Annotated in this window: 21 protein-coding genes and 1 riboswitch; of the genes, 7 read left to right on the forward strand and 14 right to left on the reverse strand. The window is 37.1% G+C overall.

The features are described 5' to 3' along the window. Positions 1-77: 77 nt before the first annotated feature. The 5 genes from AC3EA5_RS16825 to AC3EA5_RS16845 all read right to left on the reverse strand — a co-directional run bounded on the left by AC3EA5_RS16825 (position 78) and on the right by AC3EA5_RS16845 (position 5804). A complete protein-coding gene (locus AC3EA5_RS16825; RefSeq protein ID WP_488609360.1) occupies positions 78-707 on the reverse strand; it encodes a TetR/AcrR family transcriptional regulator in 630 nt (209 codons plus the stop codon). After that, complete coding sequence (locus AC3EA5_RS16830; protein ID WP_488609361.1) at positions 707-1504, reverse strand: DUF2705 family protein; 798 nt, start codon at positions 1502-1504, stop codon at positions 707-709. Before AC3EA5_RS16830 ends, AC3EA5_RS16825 begins: the two co-directional genes overlap by 1 nt. After that, positions 1494-2393, reverse strand: coding sequence for an ABC transporter ATP-binding protein (locus AC3EA5_RS16835; protein WP_488609362.1), 900 nt, complete (start codon positions 2391-2393; stop codon positions 1494-1496). Before AC3EA5_RS16835 ends, AC3EA5_RS16830 begins: the two co-directional genes overlap by 11 nt. A gap of 134 nt (positions 2394-2527) precedes the next feature. Next, positions 2528-4012: a sodium/proline symporter PutP gene (gene putP / locus AC3EA5_RS16840; protein ID WP_488609363.1), complete on the reverse strand. Its 1485-nt coding sequence runs from the start codon at positions 4010-4012 to the stop codon at positions 2528-2530. Between the two features lie 154 nt (positions 4013-4166). Continuing rightward, positions 4167-5804, reverse strand: coding sequence for an AMP-binding protein (locus tag AC3EA5_RS16845; RefSeq protein WP_488609364.1), 1638 nt, complete (start codon positions 5802-5804; stop codon positions 4167-4169). A gap of 144 nt (positions 5805-5948) precedes the next feature. Beyond that, a riboswitch (FMN riboswitch) is annotated at positions 5949-6093 on the forward strand. A gap of 306 nt (positions 6094-6399) precedes the next feature. On the opposite strand from AC3EA5_RS16845, the gene ribE reads away from it, so the two are divergent. The 5 genes from ribE (at position 6400) to AC3EA5_RS16870 (ending at position 10716) form a co-directional block, all read left to right on the forward strand. Then, the gene (gene ribE, locus AC3EA5_RS16850; protein ID WP_488609365.1) at positions 6400-7029 is read left to right on the forward strand and encodes a riboflavin synthase; all 630 of its coding nucleotides are present in this window, start codon (positions 6400-6402) and stop codon (positions 7027-7029) included. Between the two features lie 12 nt (positions 7030-7041). Beyond that, a complete protein-coding gene (locus AC3EA5_RS16855; RefSeq protein WP_488609366.1) occupies positions 7042-8235 on the forward strand; it encodes a bifunctional 3,4-dihydroxy-2-butanone-4-phosphate synthase/GTP cyclohydrolase II in 1194 nt (397 codons plus the stop codon). Between the two features lie 13 nt (positions 8236-8248). Continuing rightward, complete coding sequence (gene ribH / locus AC3EA5_RS16860; RefSeq protein ID WP_394188199.1) at positions 8249-8716, forward strand: 6,7-dimethyl-8-ribityllumazine synthase; 468 nt, start codon at positions 8249-8251, stop codon at positions 8714-8716. A gap of 170 nt (positions 8717-8886) precedes the next feature. Beyond that, complete coding sequence (locus AC3EA5_RS16865; protein WP_488609367.1) at positions 8887-9435, forward strand: histidine phosphatase family protein; 549 nt, start codon at positions 8887-8889, stop codon at positions 9433-9435. A gap of 120 nt (positions 9436-9555) precedes the next feature. Further along, entirely contained in the window at positions 9556-10716 is a 1161-nt protein-coding gene (locus AC3EA5_RS16870; RefSeq protein WP_488609368.1) for a class I SAM-dependent methyltransferase, read from the forward strand. 102 nt (positions 10717-10818) lie between these two features. Here the strand turns inward: AC3EA5_RS16870 and AC3EA5_RS16875 are convergent, their stop codons facing one another. From AC3EA5_RS16875 to AC3EA5_RS16890, 4 genes are all read right to left on the reverse strand, one after another. Continuing rightward, positions 10819-11193, reverse strand: coding sequence for a hypothetical protein (locus tag AC3EA5_RS16875; RefSeq protein WP_488609369.1), 375 nt, complete (start codon positions 11191-11193; stop codon positions 10819-10821). 103 nt (positions 11194-11296) lie between these two features. Continuing rightward, entirely contained in the window at positions 11297-11956 is a 660-nt protein-coding gene (locus AC3EA5_RS16880; protein WP_488609370.1) for a Dph6-related ATP pyrophosphatase, read from the reverse strand. Next, a complete protein-coding gene (locus AC3EA5_RS16885) occupies positions 11956-12462 on the reverse strand; it encodes an AAA family ATPase (protein ID WP_488609371.1) in 507 nt (168 codons plus the stop codon). The genes AC3EA5_RS16880 and AC3EA5_RS16885 overlap by 1 nt, the downstream gene beginning before the upstream one ends. Then, positions 12440-13432 (reverse strand): GNAT family N-acetyltransferase, encoded by a 993-nt coding sequence (locus AC3EA5_RS16890; protein ID WP_488609372.1) that lies wholly within the window; start codon positions 13430-13432, stop codon positions 12440-12442. The genes AC3EA5_RS16885 and AC3EA5_RS16890 overlap by 23 nt, the downstream gene beginning before the upstream one ends. A gap of 108 nt (positions 13433-13540) precedes the next feature. Here AC3EA5_RS16890 and AC3EA5_RS16895 point away from each other — a divergent pair, with 108 nt between their 5' ends. Both AC3EA5_RS16895 and AC3EA5_RS16900 read left to right on the forward strand, forming a co-directional pair. Beyond that, a complete protein-coding gene (locus tag AC3EA5_RS16895) occupies positions 13541-13795 on the forward strand; it encodes a hypothetical protein (protein WP_488609373.1) in 255 nt (84 codons plus the stop codon). 534 nt (positions 13796-14329) lie between these two features. After that, complete coding sequence (locus AC3EA5_RS16900; RefSeq protein ID WP_488609374.1) at positions 14330-15385, forward strand: GtrA family protein; 1056 nt, start codon at positions 14330-14332, stop codon at positions 15383-15385. Between the two features lie 13 nt (positions 15386-15398). On the opposite strand, the gene AC3EA5_RS16905 is transcribed toward AC3EA5_RS16900, so the two are convergent. The 5 genes from AC3EA5_RS16905 to AC3EA5_RS16925 form a co-directional block, all read right to left on the reverse strand. Then, positions 15399-15863: an NUDIX hydrolase gene (locus AC3EA5_RS16905; protein ID WP_488609375.1), complete on the reverse strand. Its 465-nt coding sequence runs from the start codon at positions 15861-15863 to the stop codon at positions 15399-15401. Beyond that, on the reverse strand, positions 15823-16515 hold the full coding sequence (locus AC3EA5_RS16910; protein WP_488609376.1) for an HAD family hydrolase: 693 nt from the start codon (positions 16513-16515) through the stop codon (positions 15823-15825). The genes AC3EA5_RS16905 and AC3EA5_RS16910 overlap by 41 nt, the downstream gene beginning before the upstream one ends. A 45-nt stretch (positions 16516-16560) precedes the next feature. Beyond that, positions 16561-17496 carry an HD-GYP domain-containing protein gene (locus AC3EA5_RS16915; protein ID WP_488609377.1) on the reverse strand — a complete coding sequence of 312 codons (936 nt, stop codon included), beginning with the start codon at positions 17494-17496 and terminating at the stop codon, positions 16561-16563. Between the two features lie 193 nt (positions 17497-17689). Beyond that, positions 17690-19231 (reverse strand): flotillin lipid rafts scaffold protein FloT, encoded by a 1542-nt coding sequence (gene floT / locus AC3EA5_RS16920; RefSeq protein WP_394188187.1) that lies wholly within the window; start codon positions 19229-19231, stop codon positions 17690-17692. Between the two features lie 18 nt (positions 19232-19249). Next, on the reverse strand, positions 19250-19771 hold the full coding sequence (locus tag AC3EA5_RS16925) for an NfeD family protein (protein WP_488609378.1): 522 nt from the start codon (positions 19769-19771) through the stop codon (positions 19250-19252). Positions 19772-19977 lie beyond the last annotated feature (206 nt).

Below are 19977 nucleotides of genomic sequence, written 5' to 3' on the forward strand. Positions count from 1 at the left end.
GCTGAAAGCGCAAGATTCCTTTACGAAAGAGCAAGCTCGACACTTAAAAGAGCAAATCTTGCACCCTCTTCCTCTCTCTACGCCCGACTAACGCCATGTTTTAGTAAATCAATAATAGCATCCAGCTCTAGTAAAACGGATTCTTTGTTGAGAATTAATTCGTTATATTTTCCAGCATATTGTGAAATTAGACGTTGAGCAAAACTGTCTAGTACTGTCCGTATGACATCCTCCACCAATGAATTGTCGATGCCATCTCGTAAACGATAAGTTTTAAGTAATCCATATATAGCCTGATCACTTAAAGGTTTCATTTCTTGAGATTTTTTCATAATTAGTTGATGGATTTCGTCGTTTAATGATTTTGGTGCGTTACTAAATGCTTGTATTAACAATTGATATTCCAATGGATATTTTATAGCAGCTTTTATTTTTGTTTGAATGAATCGCTTTAATTGAACAAAAAAATCATCTTCACTTGAAGTCCATTCATTTTCTACTTCGGTAGCTAATAAATGAATGGAACTCTCTATAAGTAACAAATACAATTTTTTCTTGGATTGATAATGGTGAAACAGTAAACCTTTTGAAACACCTGCAGCAGCTGCAATTTGTTGGGTAGAAGTCTGATGGAATCCATGGTCCACGAAATGTTGCTTTGCGGCATGGAAAATTTTTAGTTGCTTATCATCAATCTCTATATTCATTACACAATTAAATCCTTTTTGTGATATTTCATTATGGCGACTGCTACTGAAATTATAATGACGGTCAACATAATAAGAATGTAAACCGGGTTTATAGCTGCATGTTCGATAATATAAGCAGAAGTTACATATTCAAATGGTGTCATCCACTTTAATCCTGAAAGTTTATCTGAAATACTTGCCACTATACTTAAGAAATAACTTCCTAATACAATACCTAAAGCAATGGACGTAACCAATCGCTGTTTACGGAAAAACGCAGATACGCCAAATGCAATAGCCGCAAAGGTTACATGTAACATGAAAGGAGCGAGAGAAATCATTAAAAATGTTTGTGTATCAACTTGATCATCCCCTGCTACACGAAACCCGACATAATTAATGATTGTAATCATTACATTAAATACAAGTAGAACAGCAAGAACTCCAGCAGCTTTTTGTAAAACGACTTGAATACGAGAAATAGGTTTGGCTAATAAAAACTCGATTGTCCGATCACTTTCTTCCTTTACTAAAATTCCTCCCGCTAACAACGCGGCATATATACTACCAAATAACGTAACAAATAAATAGCCTTCAATTGCATAAAATCCAAGGGCAGTTTCAAATCCAAGTTGATCAATATTAAATGCTTTCAGCATAGCCTCAGGATAAAGTTTTAATAAATCTTGTAACTGATCTTTATTTTCCGCGAATTGTGGGTAAATGCTCATAATTAGAAAAGACATTCCACCTATTGCTAATACCCATATCCACAGTGCTTTTTGCGCTCTTCTCCATTCTCGTTTAAAGACCATTTTGTTCACCTTCCTTGCTCTCGTAATAATGCATGAAAACCTCTTCTAATGTTGGTTCAGCTATGGTCACATCGTCAAAAGGAACTGTCCGAAGTTGCTCCAACAAGGCTTTTGTATTCCCATTGAAAATAAATTCATACGTCGTATCGGTGATGTGTTCTTGTAAAACGCCTTCAACTCGAATCTTGTTTTCATCTTTATTCTTAAAATGGAGATGAACTTTTTTGAAATGATTGGCGTGCATATCATCCATATTCTCAATTTTAATGACTCGACCTTCTTTAATAATCGCCACACGATTACACAATTTTTGCACCTCACTTAAATAATGTGAAGAAAAGAAAATGGTCGTTCCTACCTGCTGTAACTCTTTTAATACATCGAAAAAAATAGATTGCATGAGCGGATCTAATCCCGTCGTAGGCTCATCGAGTATTAATAGTTTTGGTTGATGCATTAACGCTTGAATGATTCCAACTTTTTTCTTATTTCCAAAAGATAAATCTTCAATTTTCCGACTTGTATCAAGCTGAAATCTTTCTGCTAACTTGATAGCATTCTTCAATGCATCATCTTTATAAAAGCCTGCTGAAAATCGAAATAATTCCTCCACTTTCATATCGTCATAATAGTGAACTTCGGAAGGTAAGTAACCAATGCTTTGTCTAATTTTTTTAGCGTCTTTCACAATATCCATACCGAGAATTTTTGCGGAACCACTACTCGGGTATAAAAAGTTCAATAACGTTCGTATGGCCGTGCTTTTCCCAGCTCCATTCGGTCCTATAAAACCAAATATCTCACCTTCATGCACTTCAAAACTGACATCTTCTATCCCTCTTGCTTTCCCATAACTCTTTGACAATTGAGTAATTTCAATAACATTCACACAAAATCCCCCCTAAAAATAGTTTACTATTACCATTCATTTCCTATACTATATGCCCCACTGACCAATCGGTCAATAGGGAATAAAAAAAGACTGATTTAATGTGCGAAACACATTAAATCAGTCTTCCATCTTTAGCTGTCTCTCTTAAGTAGAACCATCGTTTCTTCGAATTCTTTTTCAATTTCTTCATTGCGTCGGTAAGTAACTAAACTCACCACTACGGCAACGATTAAACATAGAATAAACCCTGGAACGATTTCATACATTAAGCCTTTGAGTTCTTCATTATTTCCCCAAATAACAACAGTAATGGCTCCAACAATCATCCCTGATAAAGCTCCCCAAGAAGTTAGCTTTCTCCAGAACAATGAAAGTAAGATAATCGGACCAAATGCTCCACCGAAGCCAGCCCATGCATATGCAACTAATTCTAAAATTGTTGCGTTTTTCTCCCATGCAATGAACATCGCAATTAAGGAAATCGCCAATACCGCAATTCGCCCAAGCGTTACATATTGTTTATCTGTTGACCCTTTTTTAATTACAACTTTATAAATATCTTCAATCAATGCAGATGATGTAACGATTAATTGTGAAGATATCGTACTCATTATAGCTGCCAATACAGCCGCTAACATAATCCCTGCAATGAACGGATGGAATAGGAATTGTCCTAAAGTGATGAATACCGTTTCAGGATCCCCTAATTCTTTTCCAGGATTTTGTTGGAAATAAGCAATACCAATTAAGGCAGTCGCTAATGCTCCAAATAGACTTAAAACCATCCAGCCGATACCAATACGGCGAGCATGTTTCGTTTCTTTAACAGAAGATATAGCCATAAAACGAACAATAATATGAGGTTGACCGAAATAGCCAAGTCCCCATGCAACAGCTGATAATACACCTAATACTGATGCACCTTCAAGCATACTTAAACGTGATGGATCCACTTCACGAATACTTTCAGTGGCACCATCGAGTCCACCAACGATGAACAGACCGACAACTGGCACTAAAATTAACGCCAAGAACATGATGACTCCCTGAACAAAGTCAGTATAACTTACTGCTAAAAACCCTCCGAATAATGTGTAAGCGATAACAACAGCTGATACGATTAATAATCCCGTATGGTAATCAAGTCCGAATGAACTTTCAAAGAAAAGTCCACCTGCAACCATTCCTGACGATACGTAGAATGTGAAGAATAGTAAGATGATAATCCCAGATACTATACGCAATGATCGAGATGAATCTTTTAATCGATTCTCCAAGAAACTTGGAATGGTAATAGAATCGTTCGTGACTTGTGAATAAACACGTAAACGTGGAGCTACTAATAGCCAGTTAAGATAAGCCCCAATAGTTAATCCAACAGCAATCCATGCTTCGACTAATCCGGAAGCATAAATAGCACCTGGTAGACCCATTAATAACCAACCTGACATGTCAGATGCACCAGCACTAAGCGCTGTTACAGAAGGTCCTAATGAACGTCCTCCTAACATGTAATCCGTTAAATTGGATGTTCGTCTGAAAGAATAATAACCAATGAAAAGCATGGCTGCCATGTAAATAATAATAGCAATTAATTGATACCCATAATCACTCATACTTGTTCCTCCTTTGTATTTTGTTATGGTTCCTCAAATTCATCATAACATGCATACGGAAGAAGGACGAGGGTAATCCAAGAAAAACATCTCCACAAAACACAGTATTACCAACGTTTTACAGATGATTTTATTTCCCGGGAAATATGTCGAATTATGGATGCGATACTTTTTCTTTAGACATTTCACGTAAAAGATATTTTTGAATTTTGCCTGACGCTGTCATTGGATAGGTATCCGTAATTTCAATATATTTCGGAATCTTATGATGTGAAATCTTACCTTTACAATAATCACGAAGTTCATCTACATTTAATTCTGTATTATCTTTAGGAATGATCCATGCCATTAGTTCTTCTCCATACTTTGGATCAGGTACGCCAACCACTTGAACATCTTGTATTTGTGGATGTTGATATAAAAACTCTTCGATTTCACGAGGATATACATTTTCTCCTCCACGAATCACCATATCTTTAATACGTCCGGTAATTTCGATATATCCATCGGAATCCATAATCGCTATGTCTCCAGTATGTAACCATCCTTCATTGTCGATAGCAGCTTGAGTTGCTTCGTCATTTTTATAATAACCCTTCATAATTAAATACCCACGTGTACAAAGTTCACCAGGAATACCTTGACCAACTTCTTCACCTGTCGCAGGATCGATTACTTTCACCTCAACATGAGGATGCGGTTTTCCAACTGTTGAAACACGCTTTTCAATTTCATCATCCGCTTTAGTTTGTGTGATGACTGGGGAAGCTTCAGTAAGTCCATAACAAATCGTTATTTCATTAGCACCCATATCCTCAATTACTTTTTTCATCACTTCAATCGGGCAAGGAGATCCAGCCATTATTCCTGTGCGTAAACTTGATGTATCAAATTGACTATAATCTGGATGATTTAATTCGGCAATGAACATCGTAGGTACTCCGTGAAGTGCCGTACATTTTTCATCTTGAACAGCTTGAAGAACGCGTTTCGGCTCGAATTGTTCTACTAACACCATTGTCGAACCATGGGTGACTGCAGCAAGTGTTCCCAGTACACAACCAAAACAATGGAAAAAAGGCACTGGAATACATACTCGATCTTCTTGCGTTAGTTTCATGAAGTCTCCAATAATTTGTGCATTATTAACAATATTCATGTGGGTCAACATGACCCCTTTAGGAAAACCAGTTGTCCCTGATGTGTACTGCATATTGATGACATCGTCATGGTGCAACTCATGTAAGCGATTTTCTAATTCTTGATCAGACACCTTTTCAGCAAACGATTCAAATTCACTCCAAGTGAAAATCCCTGGAAACTGATTTTCGCTCATTACGATAACTCTCTTAAAGCGTGGGAGTCTTTCCGATCGAACGTTTCCTTTTTCTGCAGTTTTTAATTGCGGGCAAACTGCATGAATAATATCTATATAGGAAGTTCCTTTAAATTCTTCACCTAGAATGAGCGTCGTGGCGTCTGACTGTTCCAGTAAATATTCTAATTCTTTCTCTTGATAATTTGTATTCACCGTTACTAACACGGCACCCATTTTCCCAGTAGCAAATTGACTTAACAACCACTCTCGCTTGTTATCTGACCAAATGGCGACATGTTCCCCTTTTTCAATTCCGATCCCTATAAACGCTTTAGCTAAACGATCTGTTTCTTCATCGAATTCTTTATACGATTTTCGGATCTGATGCTCCCGATAAACATATGCATCTGTATTTGGAAAGCGTTTAGCCATATCTTTCAAAACCTCTCCAACACTTTTCTGAATTAACATCATGATGCCCCCCTGTAAAAAAATTCAATCCCAAATCTATTATAACAAAATTCAGATTAATATGAATTCTTGGACAAAAAGAAAACACACTATAAAAAGGTTGGAATTTGATATTCATGCTATTATGTAAGGAACAATTAAACGAACAGAATTCCTCGGGGCAAGGTGAAATTCCTTACCGGCGGTGAGCAGAGCATAGTCTGTAAGTCCGTGACCCGATACTTGTAAAAGTAGCGGTGGAGTTGGTGAAAATCCAACACCGACAGTATAGTCTGGATGGGAGAGGAATTCTGAAACGTTTATTTGTTATGACTAAAAAGGAGGTTTAGTTTTAAAATCACGGAATTTCATAAAATAAATTGACTAAGAATATTTTCTTAATTCGACGTTTTTTTATCTTTGCTTCATTCATGTGGATTAGTGTCACATAAATCACGCTTTTTCGTGTACCCTAAAAAAGGTGCACGAGTTTATTAGATATGCACAAACTTCTGAAATCTCTTTCCTTACCACCCAATCGCCCCTTGGTGGAAAATCCAAATACCTTTTAATCATCACTTTATAATTAAATATGCAATCTAGAAGGAGGTTACTTCATTTGTTCACCGGAATTATTGAAGAGATTGGTGTCATAACTTCCATTCAACGTAAGCCTCGTGCGCTTGAAATAACCATTCGTGCAAAAAATGTCTTAGATGATGTAAAAAGAGGAGACAGCATCTCTGTAAATGGCGTCTGTCTAACAGTCTCTTCTTTTACAAATGAGCTTTTCGTAGTCGATGTAATCCCAGAAACTTTTAACTCAACTACACTATCTTTATTAAAAATGAATTCTAAAGTCAATTTAGAAAGAGCGATGGCTGCGAAAGGTCGGTTCGGTGGTCATTTCGTCAGTGGTCACGTTGATGGGATCGGTGTTATCCGTTCGATTAAAAAAGAAACGAATGCTATTTCCAAGAAAATCGAATTAAATCCTAGCCTCATGAAATATATGATGGTCAAAGGTTCTGTTTCAATTGACGGGACGTCATTAACCGTATTCCATGTCGATCGAACATCGATCACAATTTCATTAATTCCAACGACACAAAGTGATTCATTGCTTGGTCAAAAAGGAATTGGAGAAAAAGTGAATATTGAATGTGACATGCTTGCCAAATATTCAGAGCGACTACAGACATCATCAACAAATATGTCGAAGGAATGGCTTCAAGAACACGGTTTTTAAAGGAGGATCCACATGTTTTATACAGTTGAAGAAGCAGTAGAAGCCTTATCAAAAGGACTAGCCATCATCGTAGTTGATGACGAAGATCGAGAAAATGAAGGAGACTTTGTTGCGTTAGCAGAGTTCGCTACACCTGAAGTAATTAATTTAATGGCTTCAGAAGGCAGAGGACTCATTTGCGTTCCATTAGCTGAAAAACTGGCTCGTCAACTTCAATTTGGTTTAATGACAGATCAAAATACAGATCCCTATGGGACAGCATTCACGATTAGTGTCGATCACAAAGATACAACGACTGGTATTAGTGCATTCGAACGTTCTCATACCATCCTTCAGATGATAAATCGTGACTCGACAGCTACGGATTTTAAAAGACCTGGACATGTATTCCCGCTAATCGCAAAAGATGGTGGTGTACTTAAAAGAGCTGGTCATACTGAAGCAGCAGTAGATTTAGCTTTATTAGCAGGATCTTCACCAGCAGGCGTCATTTGTGAAATCATGAATGACGATGGCTCAATGGCACGTCTCGATGATTTGATGCTCATAGCTAAACGTTTAAATATCGGAATCTTAACCATTGCCGATTTAATCGCGTATAAACGGAAACACGAAAAATTGATTACACGCGAAGTAGAAATAAACTTACCGACTGAATATGGGGACTTTAAAGTAGTTGGTTACACTGAAACCTTAACCGGCAAAGACCACATCGCTCTCATTAAAGGAAACATTTCGGAAGAAACACCCGTCCTTACTCGGGTTCATTCAGAATGTTTGACTGGAGATGTATTTTCTTCTAGAAGATGTGATTGTGGTTCACAACTGCATTCATCTTTGAAACAGATTGAGGCTGCGGGATCAGGTGTGCTAATTTATATGCGTCAAGAAGGCCGAGGGATTGGTTTAATAAATAAATTAAAAGCATACGCTTTTCAAGATCAAGGCTTAGATACTGTTGAAGCCAATCAAAAACTAGGTTTTGCAGATGATTTACGTGAATATGGAATTGGCGCTCAAATTTTGAGGGATTTAGGCATCCGTAAAATGAAGCTTTTAACGAATAACCCGAGGAAAATCTCTGGAATTGATGGCTATGGATTAGAAGTAACTGAGCGTGTGGCAATAGAAATCCCACCTCATTTAGATAATGAAGAGTATATGAAAACTAAAAAATCAAAACTAGGACACTTCCTAAGTTTATAAAGGGGTTCAACTCATGACTACACATTTAGAAGGATATTTAATTGGTTCAGATTTAAAAATCGGCATTGTCGTAGGTCGATTCAACGAATTTATCACAAGTAAATTATTAGGCGGCGCAGAAGATGCACTGAAAAGACATGGCGTAGACGATGCAAATGTAACAATTGCTTGGGTGCCGGGTGCGTTTGAAATCCCACTCGTTGCAAAGAAAATGGCAGCTTCTAAGAAATATGATGCGGTCATTACTCTTGGAACAGTGATTAGAGGATCTACTCCTCACTTTGACTACGTGTGTAACGAAGCCGCTAAAGGTGTTGCAAATGCTGGGTATCAGCACGATATTCCAGTCATCTTCGGTGTCCTAACAACCGACACGATTGAACAAGCGATCGAACGTGCTGGAACGAAGGCTGGGAATAAAGGCTGGGAGTCTGCAACTGCTGCGATCGAAATGGCAGACTTAATGAAAAAATTCTCTTAATTATAACGCTGAAACTTTTCCTTACCTTTAAAAAACACGTGTAAAAAACCAAGATCTTTAATTACAGTTTGAAGGGGTGTCCCAAAAGTCATAACAGTGGCTTTTTAAGGACACCCCTTTTTACATAGATCATTTTCTATAATAAACTTGAATAACAAGGAGTGATTGTAATGAAAACGATTTACCTAGTTAGACATTGTTCCGCCACTGGTCAAGCACCAAATGCCGCGTTAACTTCAACCGGATTCCAACAAGCACAAGATTTGGTTTCATTTTTTGAAAATAAAGAAGTAGAACATATCATTTCGAGTCCTTATCTTCGAGCAAAACAATCGATAACGCCAACTGCTTTATGTAAGCAACTTGAAATTCAAACGGATTCACGATTAGCCGAACGAATTTTAAGCGATATAGATCTACCAGATTGGATGACTCAGCTTGAACAAACCTTTTCTGATTTGGATTTAAGACTTCCTGGTGGTGAATCGAGTCGCGAAGCAACTGCTCGTGGAGTAGAAGTCATTATGCAAGTGCCAAATCAATCTATCCTAGTTACACACGGTAATTTGATGAGCTTAATATTAAAACATTTTGATGATTCTTTTGGTTTTTACGAATGGAAATCACTTAGCAATCCAGATGTGTACATGCTCACCATTGATCACTCAACCACAAATATTTCAAGAGTTTGGAATGAGATAAGCAACACACCAACTTAATTGTGTTAAGGTGGGTTACCCCTTTTTCTTCCAGCATGCGAATGCACACCCAACTATCAAAAGGTTGCCTAATTAATGTGTTAAACTTACACAAAAGACATTCGAAAAGAAGGCGAATTTATGGAATATATTGATATGTTTCAACAGCTTCTGAAGCTTATTGAAAATAAAACGTTAATAGCAGCAACGGTTAGTCAACCTCGTTCAAAGAGTGACGAAGTAAAACGTGTGAAAATGAAACCGGTTGAATTAAAAGGTATTTATCATATTCAATTAGAATATCAATATGAGCGAGTACTCAAACATGAAAATATAGAGATTTCAAACTTAGCACCAAAGCTTGAAGAGCTACTTCAACAATTTCGCCAAGTTCAAGCTGAATTTGAGGAACAAAAAATTCATATACAGCTTTCTAAAAAGTTTAAAGTGTTATGGAAATCGGATCAGGTTCAAACAAAAAAGGTAGTAAACCTTTCTCATAACCGTAAAAAGAACTACTTATTAAGTGAAGATACAGCTTACCCATTCCTTGTCAGGTTAGGTGTACAAACCCCTGATGGCAAAGTCAAAAAACAGAAACATGATAAATTTCGTCAAATCAATCGTTTCGTCGAATTTATTGATGATGCACTTGAATATTTACCGAAAGATCGACCTGTACGAATTTTAGATTTCGGTTCAGGTAAATCTTATTTAACATTTGCTCTTTATCATTACCTACGAATAGAAAAAGGGTTAGATATTCGCGTTACAGGACTTGATTTAAAAAAAGAAGTCATTGAAGAGTGTCAACAAATCGCTAACGATTTGAATTATGATCATCTGGAGTTTTTAGTTGGGGATATTAATGATTATAACGAAGAAACAGCTGTAGATATGGTTGTAACACTTCATGCTTGTGACATCGCTACAGATATGGCACTTGCTCGAGCTGTAAAATGGGGAGCAAAAGTAATTTTAAGTGTCCCTTGTTGTCAGCATGAGTTAAACTCACAGCTTTCCAGTCCGACACTCGATATTATGCTTCAGCACGGATTAATAAAAGAACGTTTTGCCGCTCTTGCAACTGATTCAATCCGAGCAGAACTATTAAAATTGGTAGGCTACGAAGCACAATTACTCGAATTTATTGATATGGAACATACACCAAAAAACATCTTAATTCGTGCTTATTTCACAGGCAATAAACCAAGTGAAGATGAACAGAAAAAATACAAAGCATTTAGAGATTTTTTAGGTGCCACTCCATTTTTAGAGAAAGAATTAGTCGAGTATCTATAACTTTCTATGAGGATAAAATAAAACCAAAATGGGCATCCAATTAACTGTATGATTGGATGCCTGTTTTTTTGATTCATAACGGGATGCACCCAAAAAGAAAAATCACTTTTCTCCGTATTTTCCTTTCCTAATTGCTTTTCTATATTTACTATCTTCCGCAATGGCTATTGCTTCTTCCGTACTTATTCCTTTTATAGCGTAAAATTTTGTACCAATTGGGTACTCATTAGAAAAATTTCCAGAGTAGGTTCCCTCCATATCCGAATACTTTGTTACTTCGCCTATTTCTTCACTTATGTCATCGATATATTCATCACTTATTTGATAAATGTACCCTTTCCAAACGACAAACGAAATTGCCCAATCCGCTGAAGATTTACTAGCCCCACTGTCTGAAAAACTATTGGTGCAGCCTGTTACAATTGAGAAAAATACAGAAAAAATAAATAGGCTAGACAAATACTTTTTGGATGTCAAAAATATCCCTCCTTCGTAATCAGTCGTTAATTTACACTAAAACGAAAAGGCCAACCTTTTTAGGGATGGCCGTTTTCATTTCCTCGTCAAAAGGTGTCTATCCTCATTTACTAAGGGAAACATCTAAAAAAACATAATCTTCGTTTTCGCGAACATCTCCAAATGTTACTGGCACACGAGAAGAAAAGATAGGTCCATTAATCACGATTGTATGGAATTCCCCATTTTCTCCACAGGAGTCAATACCAAGCGCTTCCAACTCGTTCATTAACTCAACAGTAAACGTTCTACCTATATATGATGAAGGCATCATCTGCGTATTAATGACGACAATTACTGCTTCAAATCCCACTTTTAACATTTCTTCCAAAATGGATCGGCGTGGCTCTTGCCATAATGGATGGATAGGAATAATTTCTGATTTAGCACATGTTTTTTGAACCCATTCTAGATGTCCAACCAAGTCGATATCACCAAAAACCCCGTGTGTAATTCCATCTGTACGACATTCATTCATGGCTTCAATAAATTTCACTTCATAATCGGTCCATCCCGCTCCACGTATCATTAACGGAATACCCACTCGATCAGCTTGTGCTTGGACAACTTCAAAAGGCAATGCATGAGATTTTGAAATGGTTTCATCCTCTTGAAACATAGTTAATAATTTTTTTGGCGTCATGCCTGATTGGATTGCTCTATAATATGCCATCGCGGAATCTTTCCCACCACTCCAAGATGCCACAAATGGTTGTTTCTCCATTAAAAAACTCCTAACTCTTTGCTATCTTGTATTTCGATTGACTCTGCTTGTACTTCTGACATAATCGTTCGAACTTGATGTTTGTAAATCGTTTCATATTGATATGTCCATTTGAACATTCTGCCATAAATTGTCCATGTTGGCGTATAACTTATAGGATCAATGCCTCTTTTTTGTCTATAAAATCGTTTGGAAAATCGATAAATTCGAACTGATACAGATGGATTCAAAAAAATAATCAGATTAGCTTTTTCAAATGATACATCAGCCCAGCCTAAATGAGTGCCGTCAATGATCCAAGATTCCTTTTGAATTACCTCGTTTAACAATGCATCACGGTATTCGGTTGAATTCTTTGTATCTCCATTTGGACCTCTGGACCATACCATATCATCCAAAGTGAACATAGGAATGCCCTTTACTTCTGAGAGTTTACGTGTAAGAGTGGTTTTCCCGCTTCCCACTGGTCCAATAATTCGAATTCTATTTGCCATGGGCCCAAGCAATTCGGTTATCTACTGTAAGAAGCATCCTCACCATAAATGGCTGATACCCCATCTTTGGCCAGAAATAAGAAGAAAGATGATTTGGTGTATGCCAATCAGCTAGACAATAGCGATATCCCATTTCTTTCAGCTCATTTACACTAAAATCAGTTAATGCTTTGCCAATCCCTCTTCCGCGCAACTCGGGGTTGGTAGAAGCTGCAGGTAATTCCACGCATCTCTCTGGTGTGTACATAGTATCACTCGCTTCAACTTCATAGTACACGTGAAAACCTGCAGGAATTCCTCTTTCTTCTCCTAAAAAAACAATTGCTTCCGCATCACTCGCAAGTGAAGCATATCCGCTTTTTACGTCTTCCAGTGTTTCTTTCGTGATTGGATTCCAGGAAGGGGCAGCTGCTTGATGAATACTATTCCATCTAGACATTTTTTTAAGTAATTCTTCATCATTTTCTACGCTCTTACGTACTTGAATATTTACTTGATCTTTGTTTTTCGCTTCATATTGATTCATATCTAGAACTGCATATTTTTGATCGAAACGGAATCCTTGTTCTAGCCATTCATTTAACTGACGTTCATTACCTAATGGAGCGAAGATTATATGCTGAAAATAACCATGTTTGATCCACTCTGAACCTGCCTCTGCATACATAAGTCGAACCAGTCTTGGATGTTCTGTCACGTCAATTGCAATTGACGGATAGCTGATTAATATATGCCGACCTTTTTGTGCATTTTCTTTAAACTCATAAAGTAAATAGCCAATAACCTTGCTATTGCGAAGCGCCACCAGTCCATTCACAAATGGTTTTTTCATTTCCGAACGTAAAATATGCTCTGTTTCATCTGGATTCTCAAATTTTTCTGGTAAAAATGGATATTTGGATCTCTCTGCTGTTTGACGAAGCGATAAAATTTCTGCCATTCGCGGAAGGAATCGTTCATCTAACCCAACAAATTGTATCATTTTCAGAACCCCTTTCTATTTTGTCTTCCCTACTTGATTAACATGAAATTATCTTTCTATAGCCTCTATGAATTGCTATACTTGTAGCATTCAAGGAGGTTGATGTTAATGCCGTTAAAACGAGTAGCTTATGGGATGATAATGGCTGGGACATTAATCATTGTGCGATTCATCGATTTACATGTGTATAATATGTCCACATTTGTTGCCATGTTATTTTTAATCGCGATTATGGTTATTAGTTATAAGATTGTCGATCGAATTGCATGGTTAGATCGAGAGATTTCGAGAAATACGTATTATTTAATAAATGTAGTAGTTGTTTCACTATTGATATTCGCTTTTTATTCATTAGAGTTATGAATTAGCAATAAAATTCACTTTGTTTTAGACTGTAGACAATTATAAATGTTGATTTCCATTGCGGCGGACGCTTTCCGCGGGCACAACTTCAGCCGCTTCCTTCGCTACGCTTAGTCCAGGGTCTTCAGTTTGTGCTGTTCCCGTCGGAGTCGCCGCCTCCATTGCAATCAACTAAAAAGAATATAAAACTTGTTATTACACATATTGAATGTATGACTTAGAACCTCTATTGGTGAGAATGTTATAAAGCGATATCAGTCTATCAAGGATTGGTTAGAATAAAAATTTCATTAACGCCACTCCAAATTAAGGACTTAACTAACCACTTACTTAAACAAGTGTTTTTTCACATCCTACATTAGTATTTCACCGAAGACTCCTGCGAAAAAATGAAACTTGCTAGACTCCCACTTTCATATTAAGTCAAACACTAGAGATCTGATATTGTATAAAGATTCGACATACGTTTTTCAATTCCTTTTTTTAGCTTGAAGTTAGAAGGATATGGGTAAAGGGTAATAAGGAGGATTTTGCATGGATACTACTTGTATTTTGATTGCAGCCTACAAGCCAGAACAATCATGTCGAACCACGATTGAAGAACTAGTTGAAGTAGGCTTTACAAACATCTTGGTTGTGGATGATGGTTCCGGTCAAGATTATCAGCCTTTTTTCCACTCAATTGGTGAATTACCCGAAGTTAAAGTCCTATCTCACGCTGCCAATCAAGGGAAAGGACGTGCGATAAAAACTGCTTTTCATTACATACTGAACGATTGTCCTCATATTCAAAAAATCATTACTGTTGATGCAGATGGTCAACATTTGACGAAGGACATTTGCAACTTACTAAAATCCTCATATGATTATAATGGCATTGGCTTAGGAGTTCGAGATTTTGATCAAAAGCATGTTCCTTTTCGAAGTCGCTTTGGCAATAAACTCACTCGAAATCTATTTCGATATACCACAGGGATTGGAATTACTGATACACAAACCGGATTACGATTATTTTTAAGAAAACAACTTCCGTGGTTACTTTCAATAAAAGGGGAAGCCTTCGATTACGAGTTAAATCTGTTAGCTGCGACTAAGGATGAAGGAATACCGATATATGAGGTGGAGATTGAAACTGTGTATACCAATAATAATGAATCATCCCATTTCCAACCCATCAAGTCATCGATGAAAATTTATCAAGTGTTCTTGAAGTTTGCCCTATCAGGAGTCGCTTCTTTTGGTTTAGATATGGCTTTATTTGCGTTGTTTATATGGCTTTGGAAAGATAATGCCCCAGAACTTTATATTGTGATTGCAACGATTATCGCGAGAGTCATCTCTGGAACGTTCAATTACATCATTAATCGAAAAAAAGTCTTCAAAAAAGGTGACGAACGGTCATTTATTAAATATGTGATTCTAGCAGTTATTATCATGGTTCTGTCAGCTAGTCTTGTTCACGGAGCGTATGATCTATTCGGAAAAGGCGAAATCGTGATAAAAGCGATTGTAGACAGTCTTCTATTCTTAGTTGGTTTTGTTATTCAAAGGGAATGGGTGTTCAAAAAGAAAAAGCCGAAGCACAATTAATTGTGCCTTGGCTTTATTTGATAATAGGGGTCTGTAATCCATTGACCCAATCCATGATAAACCGTTTTTGATGAGAGTTAATATTGTCTGGTAGATCATGTTTATCGAAGTATTGATGCGCATGACTTTCATCACTAACTTGAATTAAATCACCCGTAACCGTTGTGGTTAAGAAAATCAGTTGAATGCTATAAACTTGATCTCCATTTGCATAACTGGCATAACCTTCTCGGCCAGAGTAAATGCCAAATAACTCAAGTTCTCCAGCAGTTAATCCGGTTTCCTCTAATGTCTCTCTTCGAGCGGCATCCTCTACTTGCTCACCCATTTCAATAACACCACCTGGAATTCCCCATACATCGGCATCTGTTCGATGTTGCAATAATATCTGGTTATTTTGTTCAATTATTATGCCACAGCCAACAGTTAGTAATGTTTCATTCCCGATCATTTTTCTCATGTTTTGTATGTAATTCATTATTTTCTCTCCTGTTCAAGATACTTAGGATTTCATTCAATTCGTGTATTTCCTCGTCTGCATTGGCCTGTTTATACACATCATTCCTTTTCCATATGGTTAGTAATCCTACTTTTTTCGCTGCTTCGATATCATTAATAGGATGGTCGCCTACATAAAACGCTTCATCAGGCAGCAAATTTAATTGGGATAACGCTCGTTGAAAAATTAAAGGGTTTGGTTTTGAAATCCCTTCAGACTCTGATATGAGAACAACTTGAAAGTAGGCTTCTATACCAAGTGCCTGGATGCTGGCACGTTGTCCTTCGTGTCGCCCATTGGTAATCAATCCGATTACATATTTTTGTCTCTCTAATTCTTTAAGTGTTTCATGTAACCCCTTATATGGGACGCAAAACTCGTGGAAATGATGCATATAATCTTCAAATAAAACATTTTTTAGATGATTTGACCAATTATTCTCTTGAACTATTTGCGAATACACTTGCTCTTTTCCTATATATCCATTTTCATCAAGTTCGATTATTCGATCGCAATATCGTTCTCGATTTATGGAAAGATTAAATTTTGCATGTTGAGCTATACAGAAAGCTTTTAATGTAGAATTCCGATCGAGTAAAGTTCCATCCAAGTCAAATATAATAGCCTTCACATTCGTCACTCCTATAGAAAAAGACCTGGAAAATTCCCAAGTCTTTTAACGCCATTTAAATTCTTGATCATGTAGTAATTTTAAAAATGCATCGACAACTGTTGGATTAAATTGAGTCCCTCTGCCTTTAATAACCTCTTGAATTGCTTCTTTAATGGTTAGAGCATTTCGATAAACTCGGTCAGTTGTCATGGCATCGAAAGAATCTACCACTGATACAATTGATGCTTCCAAAGAAATCTCTTCCCCTTTTAAACCATGGGGATATCCTTTTCCGTCATACCGTTCATGATGTTCTTCCACGATAAATGCAGCATCACGTAACCAAATGATCTCATGCTCCCTCATCATCTGAGCCCCTTTAACGGTATGAGATTTCATCAATTCCCACTCTTCAGATGTAAGTTTTCCTGGTTTGTTTAGAATTTCAATTGGGACAGCCAGCTTTCCAATATCGTGGAAGTAAGCTCCCCAGCGTAGCATCGTAACACGTTCAATTGGCTGACCTAGTTTTTTCCATAATTCAATGGAGTAATCTTTTATTCTCGAACAATGGTGAAAGGTGTATCCATCTACTTTTTCAATAGCAGCAGCATCTCGCTGAACAATTTCTGTATTTCTAAAATTAGTTTCAAATTCTTCCGTGGACATTTCTACAAGTATTTCCACAGCATCTTCACCATAAAAAGACAGGAGTTCAGGGTACTCTGATGCATCAAGTGTTTCTCCTTCATTCAAAATGAAAGTATGACCTTCATATTGAACTTCTAAGATGCCTTGTACGACTGTATATTTCTCAATTCCACTTCCTATTCCTTTTGTATAACGCACCCAAAAAGACCGGTTCGGAAGCAATGAAAAAAGACTATAGGCCACATTACTTGTTTTCCCTATATATGTAGACATAGCATGACCCACATCATTGCGAGGTAGATTCGTATTTTCTTTTATATATTTAATTTGTTCCCTCGTTAGCTTCATAAAATGCCTCCATACGAAAAAACGTTATCAACACGTATTCTTACACTCACTCTACCGAATATCATGACCTATGTCATTACAATTCGACATAATTAGTCAGTTTTTTTAGTATTTATACATATAGTCTAGCTATATACACTATTTCGATGGAGAAAATAAAAATCCCTCTATTTTTAATAGAGGGATTTGATATCTAGATAGAAACTTCTTCTTCAGCTTTTTCTTCTTTTTTCTTCTCCTGCATTTCGTACGAAATTCGATCTAAACTTGGGCGAAGTGTTCCCTTACCCGAATAGTTCTCTAACATTTCTTTGACATCGATACCTGAAGAAGCTTTAAGCGTTTCTTGAAGAGTAGACATTAGATTCGTTGCATAGGAAGTGATTTTATTCGCTCCACCGCCTTCTCCTCCACCAGTGTCAACAACTGTAATTTTGTCGATATTCGCTAATGGACTAGCAATTTGTTTCGCATATTCTGGCATCATACGAACGATCATGTCTAATACAGCTGCTTGACCGTACTGCTCGAACGCCTCTGCAATTTTACGTTTTGCTTCTGCTTCAGCAAGACCTTTTAGACGAATGATATCAGCTTCAGATTCACCTTGTGCTCGTTCAGAATCTGCTTTGGCTTGACCATCTAAACGTACTTTTTCAGCATCCGCATGTGCTCGAGCTTCAATTCTATATTTCTCAGCATCGGCTTCAGCCATTTCACGTGATTTCGCAGCCGCTGCATTTTGTTCAATTGCATAACGATCAGCATCGGCTTTCTTTTTAACCTCGGAGTCATATTGCTTCTCTCGACGTAAAATCTCTTTCTCTTCAAGTTCAATTTGTTTTTGACGTTCGATAATTTGAATTTGCATTTCCTGTTCCATTACTTCTTGTTTAGATACGGCTGTTTGAAGTTCGTATGCTTGGTCAGCACGTGCCTTTGCGATGTCTTGCTCACGACGATATTCAGCTACTTTTAATAAATTCTCTTTTTCAGCTAGTGCGATTTCAGTAGCGCGTTCAATCTCTGATTTTTGAGCTTCTTTAGCAGCTTCCGCACGTTTAATACGCGTTTCTTTATCTGCCTCAGCAGTTGCAATATCTGCATCACGTTTCACTTGTGCGATTCGAGGCTTACCAAGTGAATCTAAGTATCCGTTCTTATCACGAACATCTTTTATTGTGAATGAAACAATAATAAGACCCATTTTCGCTAAATCTTGTGAAGCCACACGTTGCACTTCTTGAGAAAACTTATCACGGTTTTTGTAAATTTCTTCGACTGTCATTGATCCCAAAATAGAACGCAAATGACCTTCTAATACTTCTTTTGCTTCGTTTTCACGATCTTCTTTTGATTTCCCTAAAAACTGCTCAGCCGCAGTCGCTATTTCCGAGATCGATCCACCGATTTTAATGATTGCTGTTCCATCCGCCATTACTGGAACGCCTTGCTCTGTATAAACTTCAGGTGTTGTCACTTCTAATTTACTTGATAACAAGCTAAGTGGTTGAGATTGCTGGAATACAGGAAATACGAATGTACCTCCACCACGAATGATTTTAATTCGATTGCCAGAATCATCTGTGTGCACCGTTTTAGAACCTAAATAACTACCAGTTACAATCAACGCTTCATCTGGTCCGACTGTTTTATACTTCGTTACGTAAACCCCAATAATTGCTAACAAAATAAACGCCGCAATCCCTATAACGACCATCGTTCCTAACTCCATACTCAATTCCCCCATTTTCTATTTTTTGAAATCAAATGGCTCATATTCCCTTACGAGAAATGTTCCGTTTGTTACTTCAATAATTAATACTTCTTTACCATAATCAATTTCTTCATTGTCATAGCCTGCAGAACGCTTAGATACTAAACCGGATATGGTTTCAATGACAATTTCACCAAAGCCATCTGCTGGAATAGGTGTAATCACTTTCCCAACTTGACCAGCAAGCGATTCATCCGTATATGCAATTGACACTTCTGCATGCGACATCGGTAGAAGAAATAAAAAATATAGGAGTACATCAAATAATGCTCCTGCCACTAAGCTAGCGATTAAGATCAACCAGCTATTCCAGTTAGTTAGACTTTCTAGAAGATAACCAGATGCAGATGCAAATGTGATAAACGCCATGATGATTGTTGGATTAAGAAAAGGGATTCCCTCTCCAATCCCTTCTGCCACATCTCCAAAAAACACATACAAAATAGTTGCAGCACCCATAAAGAGCAGCACGTAGAAATAAATCTGTTCAATCGTCATGTCATTCACTCCCATTTAACCTAATCTTTAGTGGTTATTAGTAAATACGAAGTACGAAACGAAAAGTTTCATTTTTCAAAAATTTTCGTTTTAAGTTTTGGTTAGGATGAGTTTCCGAAATTGGGTAAGCAAATTTTCACCTTGATTGTTTTTTGAATATTCATTATATTAATTAGTAGAAATTAACAATTTCATTTAGGAGAGAT

It is taken from the genome of Paenisporosarcina sp. (assembly GCF_057785155.1).